At 73.8% G+C, this 22,790-nt stretch carries 20 protein-coding genes; 14 read left to right on the top strand and 6 right to left on the bottom strand.

The window, feature by feature from the left end; all coding sequences use genetic code 11:
* Window positions 1–174: 174 nt before the first annotated feature.
* Window positions 175–897, top strand: coding sequence for a ferritin-like fold-containing protein (locus tag ACIP5O_RS29565; protein ID WP_356542460.1), 723 nt, complete (start codon window positions 175–177; stop codon window positions 895–897).
* A 29-nt stretch (window positions 898–926) separates the two neighbouring features.
* Here the strand turns inward: ACIP5O_RS29565 and ACIP5O_RS29560 are convergent, their stop codons facing one another.
* From ACIP5O_RS29560 to ACIP5O_RS29545, 4 genes are all read right to left on the bottom strand, one after another.
* Window positions 927–1,214: a hypothetical protein gene (locus ACIP5O_RS29560; RefSeq protein ID WP_401298546.1), complete on the bottom strand. Its 288-nt coding sequence runs from the start codon at window positions 1,212–1,214 to the stop codon at window positions 927–929.
* A 178-nt stretch (window positions 1,215–1,392) separates the two neighbouring features.
* Window positions 1,393–1,620 (bottom strand): DUF3107 domain-containing protein, encoded by a 228-nt coding sequence (locus ACIP5O_RS29555; protein WP_401298543.1) that lies wholly within the window; start codon window positions 1,618–1,620, stop codon window positions 1,393–1,395.
* Window positions 1,621–1,752: 132 nt separating this feature from the next.
* Window positions 1,753–2,412 carry a TetR/AcrR family transcriptional regulator gene (locus ACIP5O_RS29550; RefSeq protein ID WP_401298540.1) on the bottom strand — a complete coding sequence of 220 codons (660 nt, stop codon included), beginning with the start codon at window positions 2,410–2,412 and terminating at the stop codon, window positions 1,753–1,755.
* Between the two features lie 221 nt (window positions 2,413–2,633).
* Window positions 2,634–2,849, bottom strand: coding sequence for a hypothetical protein (locus tag ACIP5O_RS29545; RefSeq protein ID WP_125657812.1), 216 nt, complete (start codon window positions 2,847–2,849; stop codon window positions 2,634–2,636).
* 139 nt (window positions 2,850–2,988) lie between these two features.
* On the opposite strand from ACIP5O_RS29545, the gene ACIP5O_RS29540 reads away from it, so the two are divergent.
* The 13 genes from ACIP5O_RS29540 (at window position 2,989) to ACIP5O_RS29480 (ending at window position 18,288) form a co-directional block, all read left to right on the top strand.
* Window positions 2,989–3,954, top strand: coding sequence for an alpha/beta fold hydrolase (locus ACIP5O_RS29540; protein ID WP_401298536.1), 966 nt, complete (start codon window positions 2,989–2,991; stop codon window positions 3,952–3,954).
* An 8-nt stretch (window positions 3,955–3,962) separates the two neighbouring features.
* A complete protein-coding gene (locus ACIP5O_RS29535; protein ID WP_401298533.1) occupies window positions 3,963–5,327 on the top strand; it encodes a DUF3152 domain-containing protein in 1,365 nt (454 codons plus the stop codon).
* A gap of 112 nt (window positions 5,328–5,439) precedes the next feature.
* Window positions 5,440–5,535 carry an Ms4533A family Cys-rich leader peptide gene (locus tag ACIP5O_RS29530; RefSeq protein ID WP_356542865.1) on the top strand — a complete coding sequence of 32 codons (96 nt, stop codon included), beginning with the start codon at window positions 5,440–5,442 and terminating at the stop codon, window positions 5,533–5,535.
* 214 nt (window positions 5,536–5,749) lie between these two features.
* Complete coding sequence (locus ACIP5O_RS29525; protein ID WP_401298530.1) at window positions 5,750–7,480, top strand: ABC transporter substrate-binding protein; 1,731 nt, start codon at window positions 5,750–5,752, stop codon at window positions 7,478–7,480.
* A complete protein-coding gene (locus tag ACIP5O_RS29520; RefSeq protein WP_401298528.1) occupies window positions 7,477–8,454 on the top strand; it encodes an ABC transporter permease in 978 nt (325 codons plus the stop codon). Before ACIP5O_RS29525 ends, ACIP5O_RS29520 begins: the two co-directional genes overlap by 4 nt.
* Complete coding sequence (locus ACIP5O_RS29515) at window positions 8,451–9,440, top strand: ABC transporter permease (protein ID WP_401298525.1); 990 nt, start codon at window positions 8,451–8,453, stop codon at window positions 9,438–9,440. The genes ACIP5O_RS29520 and ACIP5O_RS29515 overlap by 4 nt, the downstream gene beginning before the upstream one ends.
* Before the next feature lie 50 nt (window positions 9,441–9,490).
* Window positions 9,491–11,188, top strand: a complete 1,698-nt coding sequence (locus ACIP5O_RS29510) for an ABC transporter ATP-binding protein (RefSeq protein ID WP_401298522.1) — start codon at window positions 9,491–9,493, stop codon at window positions 11,186–11,188.
* Between the two features lie 190 nt (window positions 11,189–11,378).
* Window positions 11,379–13,037 carry a DUF3492 domain-containing protein gene (locus ACIP5O_RS29505; protein ID WP_401298519.1) on the top strand — a complete coding sequence of 553 codons (1,659 nt, stop codon included), beginning with the start codon at window positions 11,379–11,381 and terminating at the stop codon, window positions 13,035–13,037.
* On the top strand, window positions 13,030–14,628 hold the full coding sequence (locus ACIP5O_RS29500) for a hypothetical protein (protein WP_401298517.1): 1,599 nt from the start codon (window positions 13,030–13,032) through the stop codon (window positions 14,626–14,628). The genes ACIP5O_RS29505 and ACIP5O_RS29500 overlap by 8 nt, the downstream gene beginning before the upstream one ends.
* A 137-nt stretch (window positions 14,629–14,765) precedes the next feature.
* Window positions 14,766–15,737, top strand: coding sequence for an NAD(P)-dependent oxidoreductase (locus ACIP5O_RS29495; RefSeq protein ID WP_125665393.1), 972 nt, complete (start codon window positions 14,766–14,768; stop codon window positions 15,735–15,737).
* Window positions 15,725–16,471, top strand: a complete 747-nt coding sequence (locus tag ACIP5O_RS29490; RefSeq protein WP_401298513.1) for a spherulation-specific family 4 protein — start codon at window positions 15,725–15,727, stop codon at window positions 16,469–16,471. The genes ACIP5O_RS29495 and ACIP5O_RS29490 overlap by 13 nt, the downstream gene beginning before the upstream one ends.
* A 63-nt stretch (window positions 16,472–16,534) precedes the next feature.
* The gene (gene moeZ, locus ACIP5O_RS29485; protein ID WP_125665389.1) at window positions 16,535–17,713 is read left to right on the top strand and encodes an adenylyltransferase/sulfurtransferase MoeZ; all 1,179 of its coding nucleotides are present in this window, start codon (window positions 16,535–16,537) and stop codon (window positions 17,711–17,713) included.
* A gap of 209 nt (window positions 17,714–17,922) precedes the next feature.
* On the top strand, window positions 17,923–18,288 hold the full coding sequence (locus tag ACIP5O_RS29480; protein ID WP_388656941.1) for a PRC-barrel domain-containing protein: 366 nt from the start codon (window positions 17,923–17,925) through the stop codon (window positions 18,286–18,288).
* 117 nt (window positions 18,289–18,405) lie between these two features.
* On the opposite strand, the gene ACIP5O_RS29475 is transcribed toward ACIP5O_RS29480, so the two are convergent.
* Both ACIP5O_RS29475 and ACIP5O_RS29470 read right to left on the bottom strand, forming a co-directional pair.
* Window positions 18,406–19,980, bottom strand: coding sequence for an alpha/beta hydrolase (locus ACIP5O_RS29475; RefSeq protein WP_401298508.1), 1,575 nt, complete (start codon window positions 19,978–19,980; stop codon window positions 18,406–18,408).
* Between the two features lie 95 nt (window positions 19,981–20,075).
* Complete coding sequence (locus ACIP5O_RS29470) at window positions 20,076–22,751, bottom strand: lysylphosphatidylglycerol synthase domain-containing protein (RefSeq protein WP_401298506.1); 2,676 nt, start codon at window positions 22,749–22,751, stop codon at window positions 20,076–20,078.
* Window positions 22,752–22,790 lie beyond the last annotated feature (39 nt).

The following is a 22,790-nucleotide window of genomic DNA, read 5'->3' as shown; positions in this document are numbered from 1 at the left end:
GTCGGCCCACCGGATACGTCCGAACGTGCGAAAGCATGTCCGCATACTCAGCAGGCGCCTTACCACTGTACCCCGGAATCGCGCATGTGTGTCGGGGGAAAACGTGATGAGGGCACGGTCACACTGACTGACCAGGACCTTCCCGGGCCGCGCGGGCGGGCTATTGTGCGCTGCATGGAGACGCCTGACAACGCCACACCCACCGGGATCGCCGCCAAGGACTGGGCGGCGGCTTCCGCCGAGCCGCAGTACCGCGCCGCCGTGATCGACCTCCTCGGCGCCCTCGCCTACGGAGAGCTGGCGGCCTTCGAGCGGCTCGCCGAGGACGCCAAGCTGGCGCCGACCCTCGCGGACAAGGCGGAGCTGGCGAAGATGGCCTCGGCCGAGTTCCACCACTTCGAGCAGCTCCGGGGCCGCCTCGCGGCCGTCGACGCGGAGCCGACGGAGGCCATGGAGCCCTTCGCGAAGGCGCTCGACGACTTCCACCGCCAGACCGCGCCGTCGGACTGGCTGGAGGGCCTGGTCAAGGCGTACGTGGGCGACTCGATCGCCAGCGACTTCTACCGGGAGGTCGCGGCCCGGCTCGACTCCGACACCCGCGCCCTGGTGCTCTCCGTCCTCGACGACACCGGCCACGGCAACTTCGCCGTGGAGAAGGTCCGCGCCGCGATCGACGCCGACCCGCGCGTCGGCGGCCGGCTCGCGCTCTGGGCGCGCCGCCTGATGGGCGAGGCGCTCTCCCAGGCCCAGCGCGTGGTCGCCGAGCGGGACGCGCTCTCCACCATGCTGGTCGGCGGGGTCGCGGACGGCTTCGACCTCGCGGAGGTCGGCCGGATGTTCTCCCGGATCACCGAGGCGCACACCAAGCGCATGGCCGCCCTGGGCCTCGCCGCCTAGTCACGGACCGTACGGAGGGGCGGCGGCGCTCAGACCGTCGCCGACCGGCCCGTCGCTGATCGGCGCAGCCGGCGCGCGGCCCGGGGGCGGACCAGGAGCGACAGCACCACCGCCGCCACCGCCACGGCGCCCACCAGGGTGGCGAAGGGGTGGCCGGGGCCGAGCGCCCCGTGGGTGACGAACGCGCCGAACACCCCGCCGAGCGCTCCGGTGGCGAGGACGGGCCCCCGGCCGGGGAGGCGGTCGGGCAGCCGGTGCACGGCGGCCCAGGCCAGGACGAGACCGAACAGGGCGGAGCCGAGGGCTTCCAGGTACATCGGGGGATCACCTCGCGAGGGGTGCGGGGCGGGTGCTGCGGTCGAGGTCTTCCCTACCCGTGGCGTCCGGCGCGCAATCCTCCCGTACCGCCCGACGTGGACATACGGGCATACGGACAGACGAAAGGGCCCGGTGGACCGAGGACGGTCCGCCGGGCCCTTCCGATGGCTCCCGGGCTCAGATCGCGCCGAACCCCACACGGCGGACGCTGGGCTCGCCGAGCTCCACGTACGCGATCCTGTCGGCCGGAATGAGGACCTTGCGGCCCTTCTCGTCCGCGAGGCTGAGCAGCTGCGTCTTGCCGGCCAGCGCGTCGGCAATAGCGCGCTCGACCTCCTCGGCGGACTGCCCGCTCTCCAGAACGATCTCCCGGGGTGCGTGCTGCACGCCGATCTTGACCTCCACGGCTATGTCCCTCCGAACGTCGGCGTTGCGCGATTCCTCCGCGCCGTACGCTGCACACATTAGCCCGGTGAGGGGACGCGCACGGTGCGGTCGCCGCACGCCAGGAGCGAACACGCGGCGAGGAGCCGCGAGTCAGTGGCCCTCGGCGCTCAGCTGGCCGTCGACCGGGTGGAGCGGGAAGCCCGCGATGCCGCGCCAGGCGAGCGAGGTGAGCAGCCCCACCGCCTTGTCGCGCGGGATGGGGGACTCGCTCGACAGCCAGTAGCGCGCCACGACCTGGGAGACGCCGCCGAGGCCCACGGCGAGCAGCATCGACTCGTCCTTGGACAGTCCCGTGTCCTCGGCGATCACCTCGGAGATCGCCTCGGCGCACTGGAGGCTGACCCGGTCCACGCGCTCGCGCACGGCCGGCTCGTTGGTCAGGTCGGACTCGAAGACCAGCCGGAACGCGCCGCCCTCGTCCTCGACGTAGGCGAAGTACGCGTCCATGGTCGCCGCGACCCGGAGCTTGTTGTCCGTGGTGGAGGCCAGGGCGGTGCGCACCGCCAGGAGGAGCGACTCGCAGTGCTGGTCGAGGAGGGCCAGGTAGAGCTCCAGCTTCCCCGGGAAGTGCTGGTACAGCACCGGCTTGCTGACGCCCGCCCGCTCGGCGATGTCGTCCATGGCGGCGGAGTGGTACCCCTGGGCGACGAAGACCTCCTGGGCCGCGCCGAGCAGCTGGTTCCGTCGGGCACGTCGCGGCAGGCGCGTGCCCCGAGGGCGTGCTGCCTCTGTCTGCTCGATGGCGCTCACGCGGCCTCCCAAGAATCGATCCATGCGCGCTGTAGCGACGCGCCGCCATCGTACTTTTGGGTAACCCGGCTGTGCGCGGTGCGGACGCAGAATTTCACGGACCGGACACCGGGGTCGACAGCCGGTTCAGGATTGAACCGAACGAATCGGCGCCGCGTGCGGCCCGGCGGCGGCCGCTCCCGTGTCCGCCCGCCCGTTCCCCCGCCCGCCCGTCCGGGCGTTCAGCGGTAGTCGTCCTCGTCCAGGGCGACGACGCGGGCCTGTTCGGACGCGTCGGCCTCGTTCGCCGAATCGCGCTCGACGTGGGTCAGCGGCTCGTCCTCGCTCGGCCTGAGTTCGGCGTGCTGCTCGGCGGCGTCGGCCTCCGGCGTCTCCTCGTGCAACTCGACGACCTCCTCCTCGGCGAACGTGTCCGGCTCGGTCGGATCGACAGTCATGCGGCTCCCTCCGGTGGACGGATCGAGGTCCTGCCCGACGACTTCCCTTCGAGCCTAGGAGTACATGCGCCCCGCCGCACACGGACTTGTGACCGCACCCACACACGGGGGCGCGTGATCGTCTCGTAATATTGCGGCCATGTCCTCGACCGAGCTGCCGGAAACCCGGACCGCCGCCGCACCACCCGCGTCACGGTCCCGCGCCGTACGGGTCGCCGACGGCGAGGAGCTCCGCTCCGTCACCCTGCCCGGCCTCAGCCTGAACGTCCGCGCCCGGCCGGGCGACCGGCCGGGACTGCCGTCCGCGCTGTACGTCCACGGCCTCGGCGGCTCCTCGCAGAACTGGTCCGCCCTGATGCCGCTGCTCGCGGACCTCGTCGACGGCGAGGCCGTCGACCTGCCCGGCTTCGGCGTCTCCCCGCCGCCCGCGGACGGCAACTACTCGGTCACCGGGCACGCCCGCGCCGTCATCCGGCTCCTCGACTCCGAGCGGCGCGGACCGGTCCACCTCTTCGGCAACTCGCTGGGCGGCGCCGTCGCCACCCGCGTCGCCGCCGTCCGGCCCGACCTGGTCCGCACCCTCACCCTGATCTCGCCGGCCCTGCCCGAGCTGCGCGCCCAGCGCAGCGCCTGGCCCACCGCGCTCCTCGCGCTGCCCGGCGTCTCCTCCTCCTTCGCCCGGCTGACCCGGGGCTGGACGCCCGAGCAGCGGGTCCGCGGGGTCATGGCGCTCTGTTACGGCGACCCCGGCCGGGTGACCGACGAGGGCTTCCTGCACGCGGTCGAGGAGATGGAGCGGCGCCTGGAGCTGCCGTACTTCTGGGACGCGATGGCCCGCTCCTCGCGCGGCATCGTCGACGCCTACACCCTCGGCGGGCAGCACGGCCTGTGGCGGCAGGCCGAGCGGGTCCTCGCCCCGACGCTGCTGGTCTACGGCGGGCGCGACCGGCTCGTCTCGTTCCGGATGGCCCGGAGGGCGGCCACCGCCTTCCGCGGCTCGCGCCTGCTGACCCTGCCCGACGCGGGGCACGTGGCGATGATGGAGTACCCCGAGACGGTCGCCCAGGCCGCCCGGGAACTGATCGCCGATCACGGCGGGAGCTGATCCGGGGCGTGGGACGACACAGCCGCAAGGGCGCCGCGCCCCCGCCGGTCGACACCGGCCGGGCGCGGGGCGCGGGACAGCGACGGAGCGGGGCGGAACCGGGCGCGACCGGACCGGCCCCCGCCGGTACGGGCCGCCGCCGCAGGACCGCGACCGCGGCCGACGACGGCCGGGACCCGACGGGCACACCGCCCGCCGGCACACCGGCGTACGGACCGCCGCCGCACGGCGCTCCCGCACCGGGACCCCGGGCGTACGGGACGCCCGCGCACGGCACTCCGGCGCACGGCACGCCGGCCCACGGGACCCCGGTGTACGGCACCCCGGCGCACGAGACCCCCGCCCGCGGCGTCCCCGTCCACCGGGCGGGTGTCGTACGGGGCGGGCACCCGCAGCACGACGAGGGCGGGGCGCGTCCCGCTCCGTACGGCGGCCGGCGCGGCCGGACCCTGACCGCCGAGCCCGAACAGGCCGGCGAGCAGGAGCCGTTCGTCCCCGCGCCCCGTCACGAGGACGAGGACGAGGACGGGGCCGGGACCCCGGCCGGCCGGGGCGGGCTCGGCCGCACCCTCGCCGGGGTCGCGGCAGCCGCCGTCGCCACCGTCCTCGCCGTCGTCGTCGCCGGACAGGTCACCGACGAGGAGGCGTCCTCGCCCGCCCCGCGCGCCGCCGGGGAACCGGCCGAGCGGGCCGTGGACGACTCCTCCGCCTCCCGCTCCGACGGCCGGACCGCCCCGTCGCTCCCGGCGCTCCCCTCGAAGCCCCCGGCGCCCACGTACGAACAGCTCATGACCCGTCAGTTCCCCATCGACCCCGAGCTGAAGGGGGCCGGTGCCTTCGAGGCCGTCCAGGGGTTCCAGAAGGCGCCCGGGAAGGGGCGGCTCATCCGCTACCGGGTCGACGTCGAGAAGGGGATCGGGCTCGATCCGGGGCTCTTCGCCGACGCCGTGCAGAAGACCCTCAACGACCCCCGCAGTTGGGCCGGCGACGGCGCGATGACGTTCGAGCGGGTCTCCAGCGGGGAGCCGGAGTTCGTCATCACGCTCGCCAGCCCCGGCACCACCGCCGCCTGGTGCCGGAAGTCCGGGCTCGACACGACGGTCGACAACGTGTCCTGCGACTCCGCCTCCACGGAGCGCGTGATGATCAACGCGTTCCGCTGGGCCCAGGGTTCCAGCACCTTCGGGCCCAAGGCCATGTACGCCTACCGCCAGATGCTCATCAACCACGAGGTCGGCCACCGGCTCGGGCACAACCACGTGTCCTGCCGCACTCCCGGCGCGCTCGCCCCCGTGATGCAGCAGCAGACCAAGTCCCTGAACATCGACGGCATCGCGTGCCGTCCCAACCCCTGGGTACACCCCGGAAGTTGAGGTCGATCCCGGCCGACGGCCCTTTCGTGGCCGATCGTATGCCGAGACGCTTGTCTCAAAAGCAGTGCGAACTGCGTTGACATCGCTCGCGTGTTCGTCCATATTTCTCGGCATGTCGACCCGTCACGCCGTTTCCGAGCGCGCCGCCCTTGAGCTGGCGCTCATCGGCGTGTCCGGACATGCCGTGTCCGACGTTCTCTGTCGCTGACCACCGCCCGAGCGCAGGTCGGCCCCTTCGCGTTTCCCGCCATCGCCGACGCCTTTCCGCGCCCGGGTTCCGTCCCCGTGGGCGCGGCCTCCGTGTGTCAGGAATGCTCGGCAACTCCCTGAGAACAACGGAAACACCGGCAACACCGTCTCTCGCCGCTGCCCGCGAGGAATTCCCCCTCCTTCCGCCGCAGTTCTCCGAGAGGTCTTCTCCGATGCGTCAACCGTCCGTCATTTCCCGCCGCGTGGCAGCGGCCGCCGTCAGCGTCGTCCTGGTCTCGGGCGCCGCCGCCTGCGCGGGACCCGAGGACGCCGGCGCCAAGGACGGCACCTCCGGCAAGGGCTCGGCCGCCCCGCGGAAGGGCGGCACGCTCACCGTCCTCAACGCCGAGGCCCAGACCGACTTCGACCCCGCCCGCCTCTACACCTCCGGCGGCGGCAACGTCCCCTCCCTCGTCTTCCGCACGCTCACCACCCGCAACCGCGAGGCGGGCGCCGCCGGCACCCAGGTCGTCCCCGACCTGGCCACCGACACCGGCCGCCCCAACAAGGACGCCACGGAGTGGACGTACACCCTCAAGGACGGGCTGAAGTTCGAGGACGGCACGCCCATCACCAGCGCCGACGTCAAGTACGGCATCGAGCGCTCCTTCGCCGCCGAGCTCTCCGGCGGCGCCCCCTACCTGCGCGACTGGCTGGTCGGCGGCGACACCTACCAGGGCCCCTACAAGGACCCCAAGGGCCTCGCCTCGATCGTCACCCCCGACCCGAAGACCATCGTCTTCAAGCTGAAGAAGCCCGAGGGCGAGTTCCCCTTCGTCGCCACCCAGACGCAGTTCGCCCCCGTCCCCAAGGCCAAGGACAAGGGCGCGACGTACGAGGAGCACCCCGTCTCCTCCGGCCCGTACAAGGTCGTGAGCAACGAGAACGACGGCGAGCGCCTCGTCCTGGAGCGCAACGAGCACTGGGACCCCGAGACCGACGAGGAGCGCAAGGCCTACCCGGACAAGATCGACGTCCGGTCCGGGCTCGACGAGGCCGTCATCAACCAGCGCCTCGCCACCTCCTCCGGCGCCGACGCCGCCGCCGTCACCACCGACACCAACCTGGGCCCCGCCGAACTCGCCCAGATCGGCTCGGACAAGGCGCTCGCCGCCCGTGTCGGCACCGGCCACTTCGGCTTCACCAACTACATCGCCTTCAACCCGAAGGTGAAGCCCTTCGACAACCCCAAGGTCCGCCGGGCCATCTCGTACGCGGTCAACCGCACCAGCGTCGTCAACGCCGCCGGCGGCTCCGCGCTCGCCGAGCCCGCCACCACCTTCCTGCCCGAGCAGAAGGCCTTCGGCTTCACGCCGTACGACCACTTCCCGGCCGGCAAGACGGGCGACCCGGAGAAGGCGAAGGAGCTGCTCAAGGAGGCCGGTTTCCCCAACGGCCTGACCGTCACCCTGCTGCACTCCACCGCCCAGAACCGCACCACCAGCCCCGAGATCGCCACCGCCGTCCAGGAGGCCCTCGGCAAGGCCGGCATCACCGTCGAGCTCGACGGCCAAGAGCCCAACTCCTTCAATGAGAAGCGCTGGAGCGTCAAGGACGCCCCCGGCTTCTTCCTCTCCCGCTGGGGCGCCGACTGGCCGGCCGGCGGCCCGTTCCTCGCGCCGATCTTCGACGGACGCCAGATCGTCACCAACGGCTCCAACTACAACCACGCGCAGCTGAACGACCCGGCGGTCAACAAGGAGATCGACGAGATCAACAAGCTGACCGACCTCAAGGCCGCCGCCGCGCGCTGGGGCGCCCTCGACAAGAAGATCGGCGAGCAGGCCCTCGACGTGCCGCTCTTCCACCCGGTCTACAAGCGCCTCGTCGGCAAGGACGTCAAGAACGTCGTCATCAGCGACTGGACCGGAGTCCTCGACGTCTCGCAGGTCGCGGTCAAGTGACCGCCCTGACCGACACGCCGGCGCCCGTGGCGGGCATCCCCGCCACGGGCGCCGCCCGGCAGGTGTGGCGACGGCTGCGCACCCGTCCGGCCGCCCTCGCCGCCTCCGCCGTCCTGCTCCTGCTCGTCCTCCTCGCCCTCGCCGCGCCGCTGCTCGCCTCCATCGAGGGCCAGGACGCGTACGCGTACCACGACGACCTCGTCGACTCGGCGCGCGGCGGCGTCCCGTACGGCTCCTTCGGCGGCGCGAGCGCCGACCACTGGCTCGGCGTCGAACCGGGCACCGGCCGCGACCTGTTCGTCCGGCTCCTGTACGGCGCCCGGATCTCGCTGCTCGTCGGCATCGGCGCCACCGCCGTCCAGATCCTCATCGGCGTCCTCGTCGGCCTCGCCGCCGGACTCGGCAACCGCTGGGTCGACACCGTCCTCGGCCGGACCACCGACGTCCTCGTCGCCCTCCCGATGCTGGTCCTCGCCGTCGCGCTGACCGCCGTCGTCCCCCGCGACTTCCCCCGGCCGCTGCTCCTGATCCTCGTCATCGGGTTCCTCGGCTGGGCCGGCACCTCCCGGATCGTGCGCGCCCAGACGCTCACCCTCAAGAGCCTCGACTTCGTCGCCGCCTCCCGCCTCGCCGGCTCCGGACGGTGGCGGACCGCCCGCCGGGAACTGCTGCCCGCCCTCGCCGCCCCCGTCATCACCTACGCGGCGATCCTCGTCCCCACCAACATCGTCGTCGAGGCGTCCCTCTCCTTCCTCGGCGTCGGCGTCACCCCGCCCACCCCGTCCTGGGGGCAGATGCTGTCGACCGCGCAGACCTGGTTCCGCGCCGACCCGGCGTACGTCCTGCTGCCCGCCGGACTGCTCTTCGCCACCGTGCTCGCCTTCACCGTCCTCGGCGACGCGGTCCGCACGGCCCTCGACCCGCGCGAGGCGAGCCGGCTGCGCGTGGGCACCCGTAAGGAGTCCTCCCGATGACCCGCTTCGTCCTCAAGCGGCTCGCGGGTGCCGCGCTCGTCCTCCTGGCGCTCTCGGTCCTCGTGTACGCCCTGTTCTACCTGGCCCCCGGCGACCCCGCCCGGCTGGCCTGCGGCGAGCGCTGCAACCCCCAGCAGATCGCCCAGGTCCGCGAGCAACTCGGCCTGGACCAGAGTGTGTTCGCGCAGTACCTGCACTTCCTCCAGGGCGTGTTCACCGGCCGCGACCACTCCACCGGCACCTCCGTCGTGCACTGCGACGCGCCCTGCCTCGGCCTCTCCTACCAGAGCGACCAACAGGTCACCCGGCTCGTCCTGGAGCGCCTGCCCGCCACCGCCTCCCTCGCCCTCGGCGCCATGGTGGTCTGGCTCCTCGTCGGCGTCGGCACCGGACTGCTCTCGGCCCTGCGCCGGGGCGGGATCACCGAGCGCGTCCTCACCGTCCTCACCCTCGCCGGCACCGGCACGCCCGTCTTCATCCTGGGCCTGCTCCTCCTCATGGCCGTCTGCGCCCACCTCCAGTGGCTGCCCTTCCCCAGCTACGTGCCGCTGGGCGAGGACCCCGAGCAGTGGGCCTGGAACATGCTCCTTCCCTGGATCACCCTCGGCTTCTTCGAATCCGCCAAGTACGCCCGGCTCACCCGTAGTTCCACGCTGGAGACGCTCGCCGAGGACCACATCCGCACCTTCCGCGCCTACGGGGTGGGGGAGCGGTCCGTCGTCACCCGGCACGCCCTGCGCGGCGCCGTCCCGCCGGTGATCGCGATCAGCGCCGTCGACCTCGGCTCGATGTTCGGCGGAGCCGTGCTCACCGAGTCCCTCTTCGGCATCCCCGGCCTCGGCAAGACCCTCATCGACGGGGTGCGCCAGGTCGACCTGCCCGTGGTGGTCGGCGTGGTCATGGTGATGGGCACGGCCGTCGTCCTCGCCAACGTCCTCGCGGACCTGCTGTACGCGGCCGCCGACCGAAGGGTGGTCCTGACGTGACGACGGAGAAGGGTGGTCCCGATGTGACGACGGAGAAGAGTGGTCCCGACGTGACGACCGGGACCGCTTCCGGACCGGCCCCGTCCGACACCCCGGCCCCCCTGGTCGAGGTGCGGGACCTGACGGTCTCCTTCGACCGCGACGGCGGCTCCGTACGGGCCGTCGACGGGCTCTCCCTCACCCTCGCCGAGGGCCGCGCGCTCGCCCTCGTCGGGGAGTCCGGCAGCGGCAAGTCCACCGTCGCCGGCGCCCTCCTCGGCCTCCACCGGGGAACCGGCGCCCGGGTCGCCGGCACCGTGCGCGTCGGCGGCGTCGACGTCGCCACCGCGGGCCCCGCCGACCTGCGGCGACTGCGCGGCGGGGTCGCCGCCATGGTCTTCCAGGACCCGCTGTCCTCCCTCGACCCCTACTACGCCGTCGGCGACCAGATCGCCGAGGTGTACCGGATCCACGCCGGGGGCTCGCGGAAGGCCGCCCGCGCCCGCGCCGTGGACGTCCTCGACCGGGTCGGCATCCCCGACGCGGCCCGCCGCTCCCGCTCCCGCCCGCACGAGTTCAGCGGCGGCATGCGCCAGCGCGCCCTCATCGCGATGGCCCTCGCCTGCGAGCCCCGGCTCCTCGTCGCCGACGAGCCGACCACCGCCCTCGACGTCACCGTGCAGGCCCAGATCCTCGACCTGCTGCACGAACTGCGCCGCGAGACCGGCACCGCGCTGCTCCTGGTCACCCACGACGTGGGCGTGGCCGCCGAGAGCGTCGACGAGGTGCTCGTCATGCGCGACGGGCGCGAGGTCGAACGCGGCCCCGTCGCCGGCCTCCTGGCCGCTCCCTCGGAGCCGTACACGCGCACGCTCCTCTCCGCCGTGCCCCGGCTCGACGGGCCGGTCAGAGGTGTGTCGGAAGAGGGCGAGGTGCTGCTCGAAGCGGTGGGCCTGCGGCGGGAGTTCGGGCGCGGCAAGCGGATCGTGACCGCCGTCGACGATGTCTCCCTCACCGTCCGCGCGGGCGAGACCCTCGGCGTCGTCGGGGAGTCCGGCAGCGGCAAGACCACCCTCGGCCGGATGCTGGTGCGGCTCCTCGACCCGACCGGCGGCCGGCTCCGCTACGGGGGGACGGAGATCGGCGTCCTGCCGGAGCGGGAGCTGCGCCCGTACCGCCGCGAACTCCAGATGGTCTTCCAGGACCCCGTCGCCTCCCTCAACCCGCGCCGCTCCGTCGGCGAGTCGATCGCCGACCCGCTCCGGGCGGCGGGGGAGCGCGACGAGCGGCGGATCCGGGGCCGGGTGCGGGAGCTGCTCGACCGGGTGGGGCTCGAACCCGACCGGTACGGCGCCTATCCGCACGAGTTCAGCGGCGGCCAGCGCCAGCGCGTCGGCATCGCCCGCGCGCTCGCCGCCGAACCCCGGATCGTCGTCTGCGACGAACCCGTCTCCGCGCTCGACGTCACCACCCAGGCCCAGGTGACCGCGCTGCTCGCCGAGCTCCAGGCCGAACTCGGCCTCGGGCTCGTCTTCATCGCCCACGACCTCGCGGTCGTCCGGCAGGTCAGCGACCGGGTCGCCGTCATGCGCGGCGGCCGGATCGTCGAACAGGGCACGGTCGAGGAGGTGTACGGGGCGCCCCGGGACCCGTACACCCGGCAGCTGCTCGCCGCCGTCCCCTCGCTCGACCCGGTCCTCGCGGCGGCGCGCCGCGCACAGCGCCGGGAACGACTCGGTGGGCAGGGCAAGGAGCTGGCCGTCGCCTGACCCTCCGTCACCGTTCCGCTGCTTACCGCGACAGAACGCGACCGGGGTGGGAAAGTTACGAGCATTCACCCCTTCCGGTGGTGCGACGGACAACCGTCCGTCGCACCACCGACTTCTTTGTTTACGTTCTTCCCGCTGCGAGTCACCGGACCAACGGTGGCCGCCGTCAAGGGAGATCGGGGGTGCACGCGTGCGGATCGGACTGCTCACGGAGGGTGGCTACCCGTACGCCGTCGGTGAGTCCGGCGTCTGGTGCGAGCGGCTCGTGCGCGGACTCGGACAGCACCGGTTCGACCTGTACGCCGTCGGCCGTCCGTCCTCCACCGGCGCCACCCCGCCGCTGCCCCCCAACGCCCGGCTCGTCCGCGCCGCCGACCCCGGGGACGCCTCCGGCACCCTCCTCGAACGGACCGCGCCCGGCACGCCCCGCGCCGCCCGCCGCGCCTACGGCCGCCGCGACCGCCACCGCTTCACCGCGGCGTACGAGCTCCTCGCCACGGGCCTCTGCGCGGAGGAGGAGGCGGGCGGCCGCGACGGCGCGGACGCCTTCGCCGAAGGGCTCTACGCGCTCGCCGAACTCGCCCGCGAGCGCGGCGGACTGCCCGGCGCGCTCCGCTCCGACGACGCCGTCCGCGCCCTCGAAACCGCCTGCCGCGCGCCCGGCGCACGCCGGGGCGCGGCCGCCGCCGGACTCCCCGACCACCTCGCCTTCGCCGAGCACCTGGAGCGGGTCCTGCGCCCCCTCTCCCTCGACTGGTACGAGGAGGACGCCCTCGGCGCGGCCGACCTCTGCCACGCCGCCGCCGGAGGCACCACCGCCCTCCCCGGACTCCTGGCCGCACGCTTCTTCGGGACCCCCCTCCTGGTCACCGAGTACGGCGTCCAGCTCCGCGCCCACTACCTCTCGGCCGCCGGCGCCGACCGCTCCGCGCCCCTGCGCACCCTGCTCGCCTCCCTCCACGGGCGGCTCGCCGCCGAGGTCTACCGGCAGGCCGCCCTGCTCACCCCCGGCAACGCCCACACCCGCCGCTGGCAGGAGAAGTGCGGCGCCGACCGGGCCCGCGTCCGCACCGTCCACCCCGGCATGGCCGCCGACCGCTTCGACGGGGTCGGCGAGGACGAGGAGAGCGGCGACCCCACCACCCTGGTCTGGGTCGGCCGCGCCGAACCCGCCAAGGACCTCGTCGCCCTGCTGCACGCCTTCGCCGACGTCCGGGCCCGGCAGCCCGACGCCCGGCTGCGGATCGTCACCGTCCCCGTGCGGGACCCGGGCGCCGACGCGTACCTCGCCCACTGCAAGGGGTTCGCCGCGCAGCTCTTCCCCGACGAGGCCGCCGGGGCGCACGCCGTCGGCGAGAACCCCGTCTCCTTCGAGGAGCTCGGCGGCCCGGAGGCGCCCACCCCGGAGGACACCTACGCCTCCGCCGCGGTCGTCGTCCTCTCCAGCACCGTCGAGGGCTTCCCGGCCGGCCTCGTCGAGGCGATGTTCTGCGCGCGGGCCACCGTCTCGACCGACGTCGGCGCGGTCGTCGAGATCATCGGCGGCACCGGGCTCGTCGTGCCCCCGCGCAACCCCCGGGCGCTCGCCGACGCGTGCCTCGCGCTGCTGCGCGACCCCGGACGGCGGCACCGGCTCGGCGCCGCCGCCCGCGCCCGCGCGCTCGAACTCTTCACCGTCGAACAGAACCTGGCCGCCTTCCACGGCATCTACCTCGAACTCCTCTCCCGCGCGCCGGTGCGCCACCGCCCCGGCGACGGAGCCCTCTTCGCCCACCCCGCCGAGGCGCACGTGCCGGGCAGCTGGAACCCCGGAGCCGTGACCGCGGGCACGGGAGCCCCCGATGCCTGAAGGAGACGACCCCATGCGCGGCTCCGCCGCCCCGACCAGCCCCGGAGCCTGGGACGCCCGCTCCGAGGCCCTCCTCGGCGCCCCCGCCCTCAGGGCCGGCACCGTCGAGGACCCCCCGCCCGGGATAGTCCAGGCCCCGGGGGCGGCCACGGCGACACCCCTGCGGCCCCACCCGACCGCCCCCGCCCTCCGGAAGGACCAGGAGGACCGGGGGGAACGGCCCGCCGAACCGCCGCGGCCACCGCTCGCGCCCGTGCCCGCCCACGGGAGCGGGGACGAGGAAGCCCACGGGGACGAGGGCGAGAACGCTCGCGGGAGTGAAGGCGAGAACGCTCGCGAGGGCGAAGACCAGGACGCTCGCGGGAGCGAAGACGAGGGTGCCCACGGGAGCGGAGACCGGAACGCTCGCGGAAGCGGAAGCGGAGGCGAGGACCGGGACGAGCCGTCGGCGGACCGGGACGCCCCGGCCCCCGCTCCGGACACGGCCCCCTCCCCGGACACGGCGCCCGCACCCCCGCCGCCCCCGGCCGCGCAGGCCGTCCCGGCCGCCCCCCGCCCCCGCCACGGCACCGCCGACCCCGTCCGCGTGCTCATGCACCGGCACCGGGAGCTGTGCGAGCGGGCCGTCGACCCCCTCGACGTGGCCGCCGGGCTCGAAGCGCGGGGGTTCACCGACCGGACCGCCGCCCGCTACCGGCACCGGGACGTGTTCTCGCTCGCCGAGGAGCTGTACGCGCGCGTGCCGCGCCGCCGCGAGGAGACGCGCGCCGCCGAGGACCGGCGGGAGCCCGCCGCCCCCTGGGCGCTCGCCGTGCTCGCGCCCGGCGCCGTCGCCGCCCTCGCCGGGCTCGGACTCGCCCTCACCCACGGGCCCGTGCGCGCCGCCGTCGGCGCCGCCGGGGCCCTCGGGCTCGGCGGGGCGCTGCTCCTCGCCGTCCGGCGCGGCCCCCTCCGCGCGCCCGGCGGACGGACCGTGCCCGCCGCCCGCCTCTGGACCCTCTGGCTCCTGGCGTACGCGGTCGGCGGCGACGGACTCCTCGCGGAGGTGCTCACCGGCGGCCCCGACGACCTCTGGGAGCTCACCCCCGGCCCCCTCCTGGGCCTCGCGCCCGCCGTCGCCCCCGCCGCCTGGTGCGCCCACCTCTTCGCCCGCCGGGCCCGCCGCCGGATCGCCGACAGCCGGGGCCTCGCCGACTTCGCCGCCGCCGTCCGGCCGCTGCTCCTCGGCACCGTGACCCTCCAACTCCTCGCCCTCGCCGCCCTCCTCGTCCCCACCGGGGCCGGCCCGGGGGCCCTCGCCCTCGGCGCGCTCCTGCTGCTCGCCCGCCTCCTCACCGTCCACGGCCACCCCGAGACGGCCTCGGCCGCCCTCGCCGCGGCCTGCGCCGCCGAGGCGCTCGCCCTCGCGAGCGTCCTCTCCTCCCGCCTCCCCGTCCCCGGCTTCGACGCGCTCGCCGTCCCGGTGCGCACCCTCGTCGACGCCTGGGGTCCCGGGGCCGTCCCCACCCTCGTCTGCGGCGCCGCCGCGCTCGGCCTCCTGGCCCACGCGACCGGCTCCCTCGCCCGGGCCTCGGCCCACGCCGGCCCGTGAACCCCCGCACACCCGCGGAGCCGACGCCGCGGGCGTGCCCCGCCCCCACCTCTCATCCCTCATCACCCCGCAAGGAGAACGAAGACCATGACCCCGCAATCCCGAGGAACGGCCGGTCGGCACGAAGGGGCCGCACGATGAGGGTCCTCCTGCTCGGAGCCAACGGCTTCATCGGCCGCTTCGTCGCCGACCGGCTGCTCGCCGACCCGGCCGTCCACCTCACCGCCCTGGGCCGGGGCGACGACGCCGACGTGCGGTTCGACCTCGCGTCCGGCAGCCCCGGCGCGCTCACCCGCTTCCTCGACGCCGTCCACCCCGGAGTCGTCGTCAACTGCGCCGGCGCCACCCGCGGCGGCGCCCGCGACCTGACCCGGCACAACACCGTCGCCGTCGCCACCGTCTGCGAGGCCCTGCGCCGCAGCGGCTGCGGCGCCCGGCTCGTCCAGGTCGGCTGCGCCTCGGAGTACGGGCCGAGCCAGCCCGGCTCCTCCACCGCCGAGGACGCCGTGCCCCGCCCCGGCGGCCCGTACGGCGTGTCCAAGCTGGCCGCGACCGAACTCGTCCTCGGCTCGGGCCTCGACGCCGTCGTCCTGCGGGTCTTCTCGCCCGTGGGCCCCGGCACCCCCGCCGGCTCCCCGCTCGGCCGCCTCGCCGAGGCGATGCGCCGGGCCATGCAGGCCGGGGACGGCGAGCTCAAGCTCAGCGGACTCGGCGTGCAGCGGGACTTCGTCGACGTGCGGGACGTGGCCCGGGCCGTCCACGCGGCCTCGCTCTCCGCCGCCCAGGGCGTCGTCAACATCGGCACCGGCCGCGCGGTCCGGCTCCGCGACGCCGCCGCCGTCCTGGCCCGGGTCGCCGGCTACTCCGGCAACCTCAACGAGCTGGACGCCCCGCACGGCATCCCGCAGCGCCCGATGATCGGCGCCCCCCGCACCGAGGGGACCATCGCCGACCAGCTGGCCTCCGCCCCCTACCCGTACCCCGACGGCTGCGGCCCCTGGCAGCAGGCCGACGTGCGCACCGCCCGCGACCGGCTCGGCTGGCGGCCCCGGATCAACCTGGAGGAGTCGCTCGCCGACATCTGGATGGAGGCGGCGTGTCGCATCTGACGGGCACCACGGCCACCGGAGCGGTCCAGGCCCTGGGGGTGGGCGTCCCCGGCTACGCCCACCCGCTGCTCGCCCCCGTCGAGTGGGCCGGGCTGACCCGTCCCGGCACCCCCCTGCACTGGGCCGTGCTCAACGTCGCGGACGGGCCGGGCAGTCGCCCCGACCCGCACTGCCTGGAGGCGGCCGGGAAGCTCCGCAACGCCGGGGTCAGGGTCCTCGGGCACCTGGACGCCGCCCACGGCTCCCGGCCCTTCGGGGAGCTCGTCACGGACGCCCACCGCTTCCTCGACTGGTACGAGGTGGACGGCTACTACCTGGACCGCTGCCCCGCCGACCGGGCCGACCTGGCCGGGGTGCGGCGGGTCTGCGCGACCCTGGAGACCGTCCTCGGCGGCGAGGCCCACCTCGTCCTCGGCCACGGCACCCACCCCCACCCCGGGTACGCCGAGGCCGCCGACCAGCTCGTGACCTTCTCCGGTGCCTGGACGGACTACCGCTGGTCGCAGGTGGCCGAGTGGACCGCCGAGTACACGGAGGCGAAGTTCGTCCACCTCGTGCACGGCGTCCCGCGGACCCACCTCGACGAGGCCCTGCGGATCGCCCGCTGGCAGGGCGCGGGGACGATCTTCTTCACCGACCGTCCGGGCCGCTCCGGACAAACCGACCCGTTCCACTCGCTGCCCGGCTACTGGGACGAAATCGTCTCGCGGATCGGACCGGGTGTCTCGGAATGAGAAGGGGCGTGGCAGTGTTACGGGGAGAACAACCGTACTGACATACCGACCACCGGAGTCCCCGTGTCGCTGCCACCCCTGGTCGAGCCGGCCGCCGAGCTCACCGTAGACGAGGTCCGCAGGTACTCCCGCCACCTGATCATCCCGGACGTCGGGATGGACGGGCAGAAGCGGCTGAAGAACGCCAAGGTGCTGTGCGTCGGCGCCGGCGGCCTCGGCTCGCCGGCGCTGATGTACCTGGCCGCCGCCGGCGTGGGCACGCTCGGCATCGTGGAGTTCGACGAGGTCGACGAGTCGAACCTCCAGCGCCAGATCATCCACAGCCAGGCCGACATCGGCCGCTCCAAGGCCGCGTCGGCGCGGGACAGCGTGCTCGGCATCAACCCGTACGTGAACGTGGTCCTGCACGAGGAGCGGCTGGAAGCCGAGAACGTCCTGGAGATCTTCGGCCAGTACGACCTCATCGTCGACGGCACGGACAACTTCGCCACCCGCTACCTGGTGAACGACGCCTGCGTGCTGCTGAACAAGCCGTACGTGTGGGGCTCGATCTACCGCTTCGACGGCCAGGCCTCGGTCTTCTGGTCCGAGTACGGCCCCTGCTACCGCTGCCTCTACCCGGAGCCCCCGCCGCCGGGCATGGTCCCGTCCTGCGCCGAGGGCGGCGTCCTGGGCGTGCTCTGCGCGTCCATCGGCTCCATCCAGGTCACCGAGGCCATCAAGGTCCTGGCCGGCGTGGGCGACCCGCTGGTCGGCCGCCTGATGATCTACGACGCCCTGGAGATGCAGTACCGCCAGGTCAAGGTCCGCAAGGACCCGAACTGCGCGGTCTGCGGCGAGAACCCGACCGTCACCGAGCTCATCGACTACGAGGCCTTCTGCGGCGTCGTGTCCGAGGAGGCCCAGGAGGCGGCGGCCGGCGCGACGATCACTCCCAAGCAGCTCAAGGAGTGGATCGACGACGGCGAGAACATCGACATCATCGACGTCCGCGAGCCGAACGAGTACGAGATCGTCTCGATCCCCGGCGCCCGTCTGATCCCCAAGAACGAGTTCCTGATGGGCACCGCCCTCCAGGACCTCCCGCAGGACAAGCGGATCGTCCTGCACTGCAAGACGGGTGTCCGCAGTGCGGAGGTCCTCGCCGTCCTCAAGTCCGCGGGCTTCGCGGACGCGGTGCACGTCGGCGGCGGCGTGATCGGCTGGGTCCACCAGATCGAGCCCGAGAAGCCGGTCTACTAGGCGGAACCGCGCGGCCGGACACGGCAGCGGCCGGGGGTCGTCGACCACGAGGTTTCTCGTGGTCGACGACCCCCGTCGCTGTTTCCGGACGGGGCGGCGTGAGAATTCCCGGGTTTGAGCCGGAGAATCCGAGAGAGAAGGAGTGCAGGGCCGGTCGGACAACCGGACCCGATGACCCCGGAAATCGCATTCGCTCCAGGAGGATTCTCGTGACCACCCCCGAAAACAACGTGTGGAATTACGGATCCGCCTCCGGCTACGACGCCGGGACGGACATCACGGGCTACCGCGTCGAGGCGACCGACGGCCACATCGGGAAGGTCGACAAGCACTCCAACGACGTCGACTCGCAGTACATCGTGGTCGACACCGGCGTCTGGATCTTCGGCAAGGAGGTCCTGCTGCCGGCGGGCACGGTGAAGCACATCGACACCGCCAACGAGACCGTCCACGTGGCCCGCACGAAGGACGAGATCAAGAGCGCCCCGGAGTTCGACAAGGAGAAGCACCTCGGCAACCCGGGCTACCACGACGAGGTCGGCGGCTACTACCACGGCCACGGTCCGCGGATCTGACCCCCGGGACGGGGCCCGCATTTCCCCGGAATGCCTGCCGGCCGGAAACCATAATGGTTTCCGGCCGGCAGGCATTCCGCTTTTCGAGATCTTTTCCGGTGGGTGCTTCGTGGGCCCCTACTTGCAGACGGTCCCGGACTTCGGCACCTTCCCGTCGATCAGGTACGCGTCCACCGCCTTCTTCACGCACGCGCTGCCGCCGTTGTAGGCGCCGTGCCCCTCGCCCTCGTACGTCAGCTCCACGCCGACGCCCTTGCCGAGCGCGTTCACCATGGCCCGGGCGCCCTCGTACGGCGTGGCCGGGTCACCGGTGTTGCCGACCACCAGGATCGGCGCCGAGCCCGGCGCGGAGACGTCCGGGTGCTCCCAGGCGCCCGGCACCGGCCACTGCGAGCAGCCCGCGAGCGACCAGCCCATGAAGTCGCCGAAGACGGGGGAGGCCTCGCGGAACCCGCCGAGCCGCTCCTTCGCCTGGCCGAGGGTGTAGCGCTCCTTGAAGTCCACGCAGTTGATGGCGGCGTTGGCGGCCTGGATGTTGCTGTACGAGCCGTTCTGGCTGCGCCCGTTCATCGAGTCGGAGAGCGAGAGGAGCAGCGCCCCGTCGCCGCCGTCGGCCGCGTCGAGCCCCTGCTCCAGATAGGTCCAGAACTCCTTCGAGTACAGGGCCTGCGCGATGCCGTTGGTGGCCTGCGTCTGGGTCAGCTTGCGGTCCCCGATGCCGGCGATCGGCTTCTTGTCGAGGGACGCCAGCAGGTCGGTGATGAAGGTCTCGATCCCGGCGACGCTGGAGCCGGGCAGCGTGCACTCGTCGCCCCGGTCCACGCAGTCCTGGGCGAAGTTGTCCAGGGCGAGCTGGAAGCCCTTGGCCTGGCCGAGGGCGCCGTCCTCGACGCCCGCCTCCGGGTCGACGACGGCGTCGAAGACGGCCCGGCCGACGTTCTTCGGGAAGAGGTGGGCGTAGACGCCGCCCAGCTCCGTGCCGTACGAGATGCCGAAGTAGTGCAGCTTCCCGTCGCCGAGGACCTGGCGCATCAGGTCCATGTCCCGGGCGGCGTTCTCGGTGCCGACGTGCGGCAGGGAGGGGCCCGAGTCCTTCTCGCAGCCGGCCGCGTACCTCTTCTGCGCGTCGGACAGCGTCCGCTCCTCGGCCGTGTCGTCGGGCGTGAAGTCGAGGGCGTAGTACGCGTCGAGCTCCTTGTCGCCGAGGCACTCGACCGGGTCGCTGCGGCCCACCCCGCGCGGGTCGAAGGAGACCAGGTCGTAACGGCCGCGCAGGGTCTCGTAGTCCTCGGCGAAGCTGGGCAGGCCGGTGACGCCGGAACCGCCGGGGCCGCCGAAGTTGAAGACGAGCGAGCCGATCCGGCGCGAGGCGTCCCGGGCGCGGGCCCGGATGAGGGCCAACTCGATGGTCTCGCCCTCCGGCTTCGACCAGTCGAGCGGGGTCTGCAGGAAGGAGCACTCCCAGGCGCCCCCGCCGGGGAGCGCGGACGGGGCGGGCCCGCCGCCCTCGGCCGGGGACGGCGGCGGACAGGGCGCCCAGGACAGCTTCTGCGCCGTCAGCGCGGGGCGGCCGCTGGGGCCCGACTCCTTCGGCGGCTCCGAGGCGTCGCTCCCCCCGTCCGAGCACCCGGCGGCGAGCAGCACGGCGGAGGCGGCGAGCAGAGCGGCGCGGTGGGCTGCGGAGGTCGGCATGGATCCATGGTGGGCCGTCGGCCGCGCGTTCGCGCGGGAGAGGGGCCAAGCGGGTGGCCCGGGCGTGTACAGGCCGGCCTGCCCCCGCGACGCCCCTACAGCGCCTCGCGTTTCGTCAGCCAGCTGAAGCAGAGCCAGCCCGGCAGGACCGGCAGCCACAGGGTGAGCAGGCGGAAGAGGAGCACCGCCGGGGTCGCGACCTCGATCGGCAGGTGTCCCACCGCCACCAGACCGCCGATCAGCGCGCCCTCGACCGCGCCGACACCGCCCGGCGTCGGCGCCGCCGAGCCGAGCGCGTTGCCCGCGAGGAAGACGACGGCCACGCTCGCGAAGCTGATCGATTGACTGTCGTGGCCGAAGGCCCTGATCGAGGCGTCCAGGCAGAGCACGAACGCGCCCGTGAGCAGCAGCATCCCGCTGATGCCGGTCACCAGCTTCACCGGCCGCTGGAGCACGTCCAGCATGCGCGGCACCACGCCCGCGAAGAGCGAGCGCAGCCGGGTCGACACGAACTTGCGCATGAACGGGATCGCCGTCACCACCAGGACGAGCACCGCGACCGTCAGCAGCCCGGCGATGACCGTCCTCGACGGGGTGAAGGACCGCGACTTCTCCGTCCCCGTCAGATAGCCGAAGGAGAGCAGGAGCAGGATGTGCGCCCCGAGCCCGAAGAGCTGCGAGGCGCCGACGCTGGCCACCGCGAGCCCCGGCCGGACCCCCGCCCGCTGGAGGAAGCGGGTGTTCAGGGCGACGCCGCCGACCGCCGCCGGGGCGACGATCTTCACGAACGAGCCGGCGACCTGCGCCACCACCGTCCGCCGGAACCCGACCCGCTCGGGCACGAAGCCCAGCAGGCTCATCGCCGCCGCGACGTAGCTCAGCGCCGAGAACAGCACCGCCGCCGCCACCCACCGCCAGTCGGCCTCGCTGATCGTCGACAGCGGGGTGCTGGCGATCTGCGAGAGCAGGAAGTACGCGGCGACCGCGCCCGCGATCAGACTGACCAGGGTCCGCGGCTTGATCCGTTCGAGGCGCACCGGTTCCACCGGGGCCTGCGGGCGGATCAGGAGCACCTGCTGCCGGATCTGGGCGAGCAGGTCCTCCTCGCGGGCCTCGTCCAGCGCCGTGTCCAGGGCCCGCTTCTCGGCCTTCTTGTCCGCCTTCTTCTCGGCCTTCTCGGCCTTGCTCCCGGCTTTGGCCGGGATCCGTACGGCCGTGTGGTCCGAGGCGTCGACGGCCCCGGCGGCCTCGGCCTTGGCGAGCTCCCGCTCGCGCTTGGCCGCCGCGGAGGCCGCGAGGACGGCCTCCCGCTCCCGCGCCGACCGCTCCCGGGCCAGCTTCCGCAGCGTCGCGCGCGTGGAGCGGCTCAGCGCGATCGGCTGGAGCAGCGGCAGACAGCCCGCGACGGTGTCCGGACCGAGCACCTCGACGGCCGCGGCGACCGCCCGCTCGGCCCCGACCCGCAGGCCGAGGGTGGTGAGCAGCTGCGCGACGTCCATCCGCAGGACCAGGTCGCCGGCCGCGATCTCGCCGCCCCGCAGATCGGTGAGGACCACCCTGCCGGAACGATCCACCAGGATGGCGTCCCCGGTGAGCCTGCGGTGCGCGATCCGGCGCGACTGGAGCGCCTTCACCTGCCGCCAGGCGCTGCGGGCCAGGTCGTCGGTGATCTCGTGGTCGTCCAGCGCGTCCAGGCTGCGGCCGCCGATGTGCTCGTACACGAGCATCACGGCGTCCGGACCGAGCTCCGAGGTGGCGATCAGCTTCGGCGCGTTCGCCCCGGCGGCGATCGCCGCGTACGCGAGGAGCGCCTCCTGCTCCAGGGCCTGGCGCAGCGAGACGATGGAGCGGCGGGTGGTGATCGTCCGCAGGCTGATCCGCCGCCACGCGCGGTAGAAGAAGCCGTGCGCCTGCTGCTCCCGGTCGACGACGGTGACGTCGAGCGGCGGACCGTCCTCCAGGGTCACGATGTACCGGCGGCCCCGGTCCCCGCTGTCGGCGGCGTCGGGCACGCCCTCCGCGCGCAGCGCCGTCACCGGCCGGAAGCCGACCCGGCGCAGACCGGCGAGCAGGGTCTGGCCGGTGGGCCGGACGTTCGGGGAGCCGACCGCGTACAGCGTGCCGTACGCCACCGTCCAGCCGATGAGGACGGTCAGGACGATCGAGAGCGCCGTGGTGTACCCGGCCACCAGCATCGTGAACGCGTCGAGCAGCAGCACCACCCAGAGCGACACCCGCCAGCGGGGTCTGCGGGCCATCCCGACCGCGGTCATGTACGCGATCACCGGGGCGAGGTAGTTGTGCACCGGGTCGGTCAGGCCGCCCCCGGACTGCGGCTGGGTCAGCGCGTCCCGGATCGCGCCGGGCGCGGCCTCGGCGACCCAGAGGTCGGTGGCGAGGGTGACGCCGTGCGCGAGGACGGCGGCGAGGACGCCGTCCGCGATCCGCAGCCCGTCGCGTTTGACCAGCCGCTCGATGGCGAAGGCGACCGGGACGAGGAGGACGGCGATGGAGGAGACGAGACCGGCGATCTTGACGAAGACGTCGGGGGCGCCGCCGGCGCCCGCGTTGATGTCCTTCTCCAGGCCGGAGGTGGTGAAGTGCGCGAACGCGGCGACGGCGAGCACGAGCCCGATCGCGAGCAGGCCGCCCAGCAGCCGCATCAGGTCGGACGGCCGGTGGACCCGGGCCGCGAGCAGCGGCTCGTCGCCGGAGACCCGCTCGGGCACGTCGGCCCTGCCCTCCTCGGGAGGCTGCGTCTCCTGCCCCATCACCCTGTCCGTCCCTGCCCGCGCGCCGTGTCGCTCTCG

This window comes from Streptomyces sp. NPDC088915 (assembly GCF_044749825.1).
GTDB lineage: Bacteria > Actinomycetota > Actinomycetes > Streptomycetales > Streptomycetaceae > Streptomyces.
Note: the sequence above shows the minus strand (reverse complement) of the source record. Positions and strands in the feature narration are given on the sequence as shown.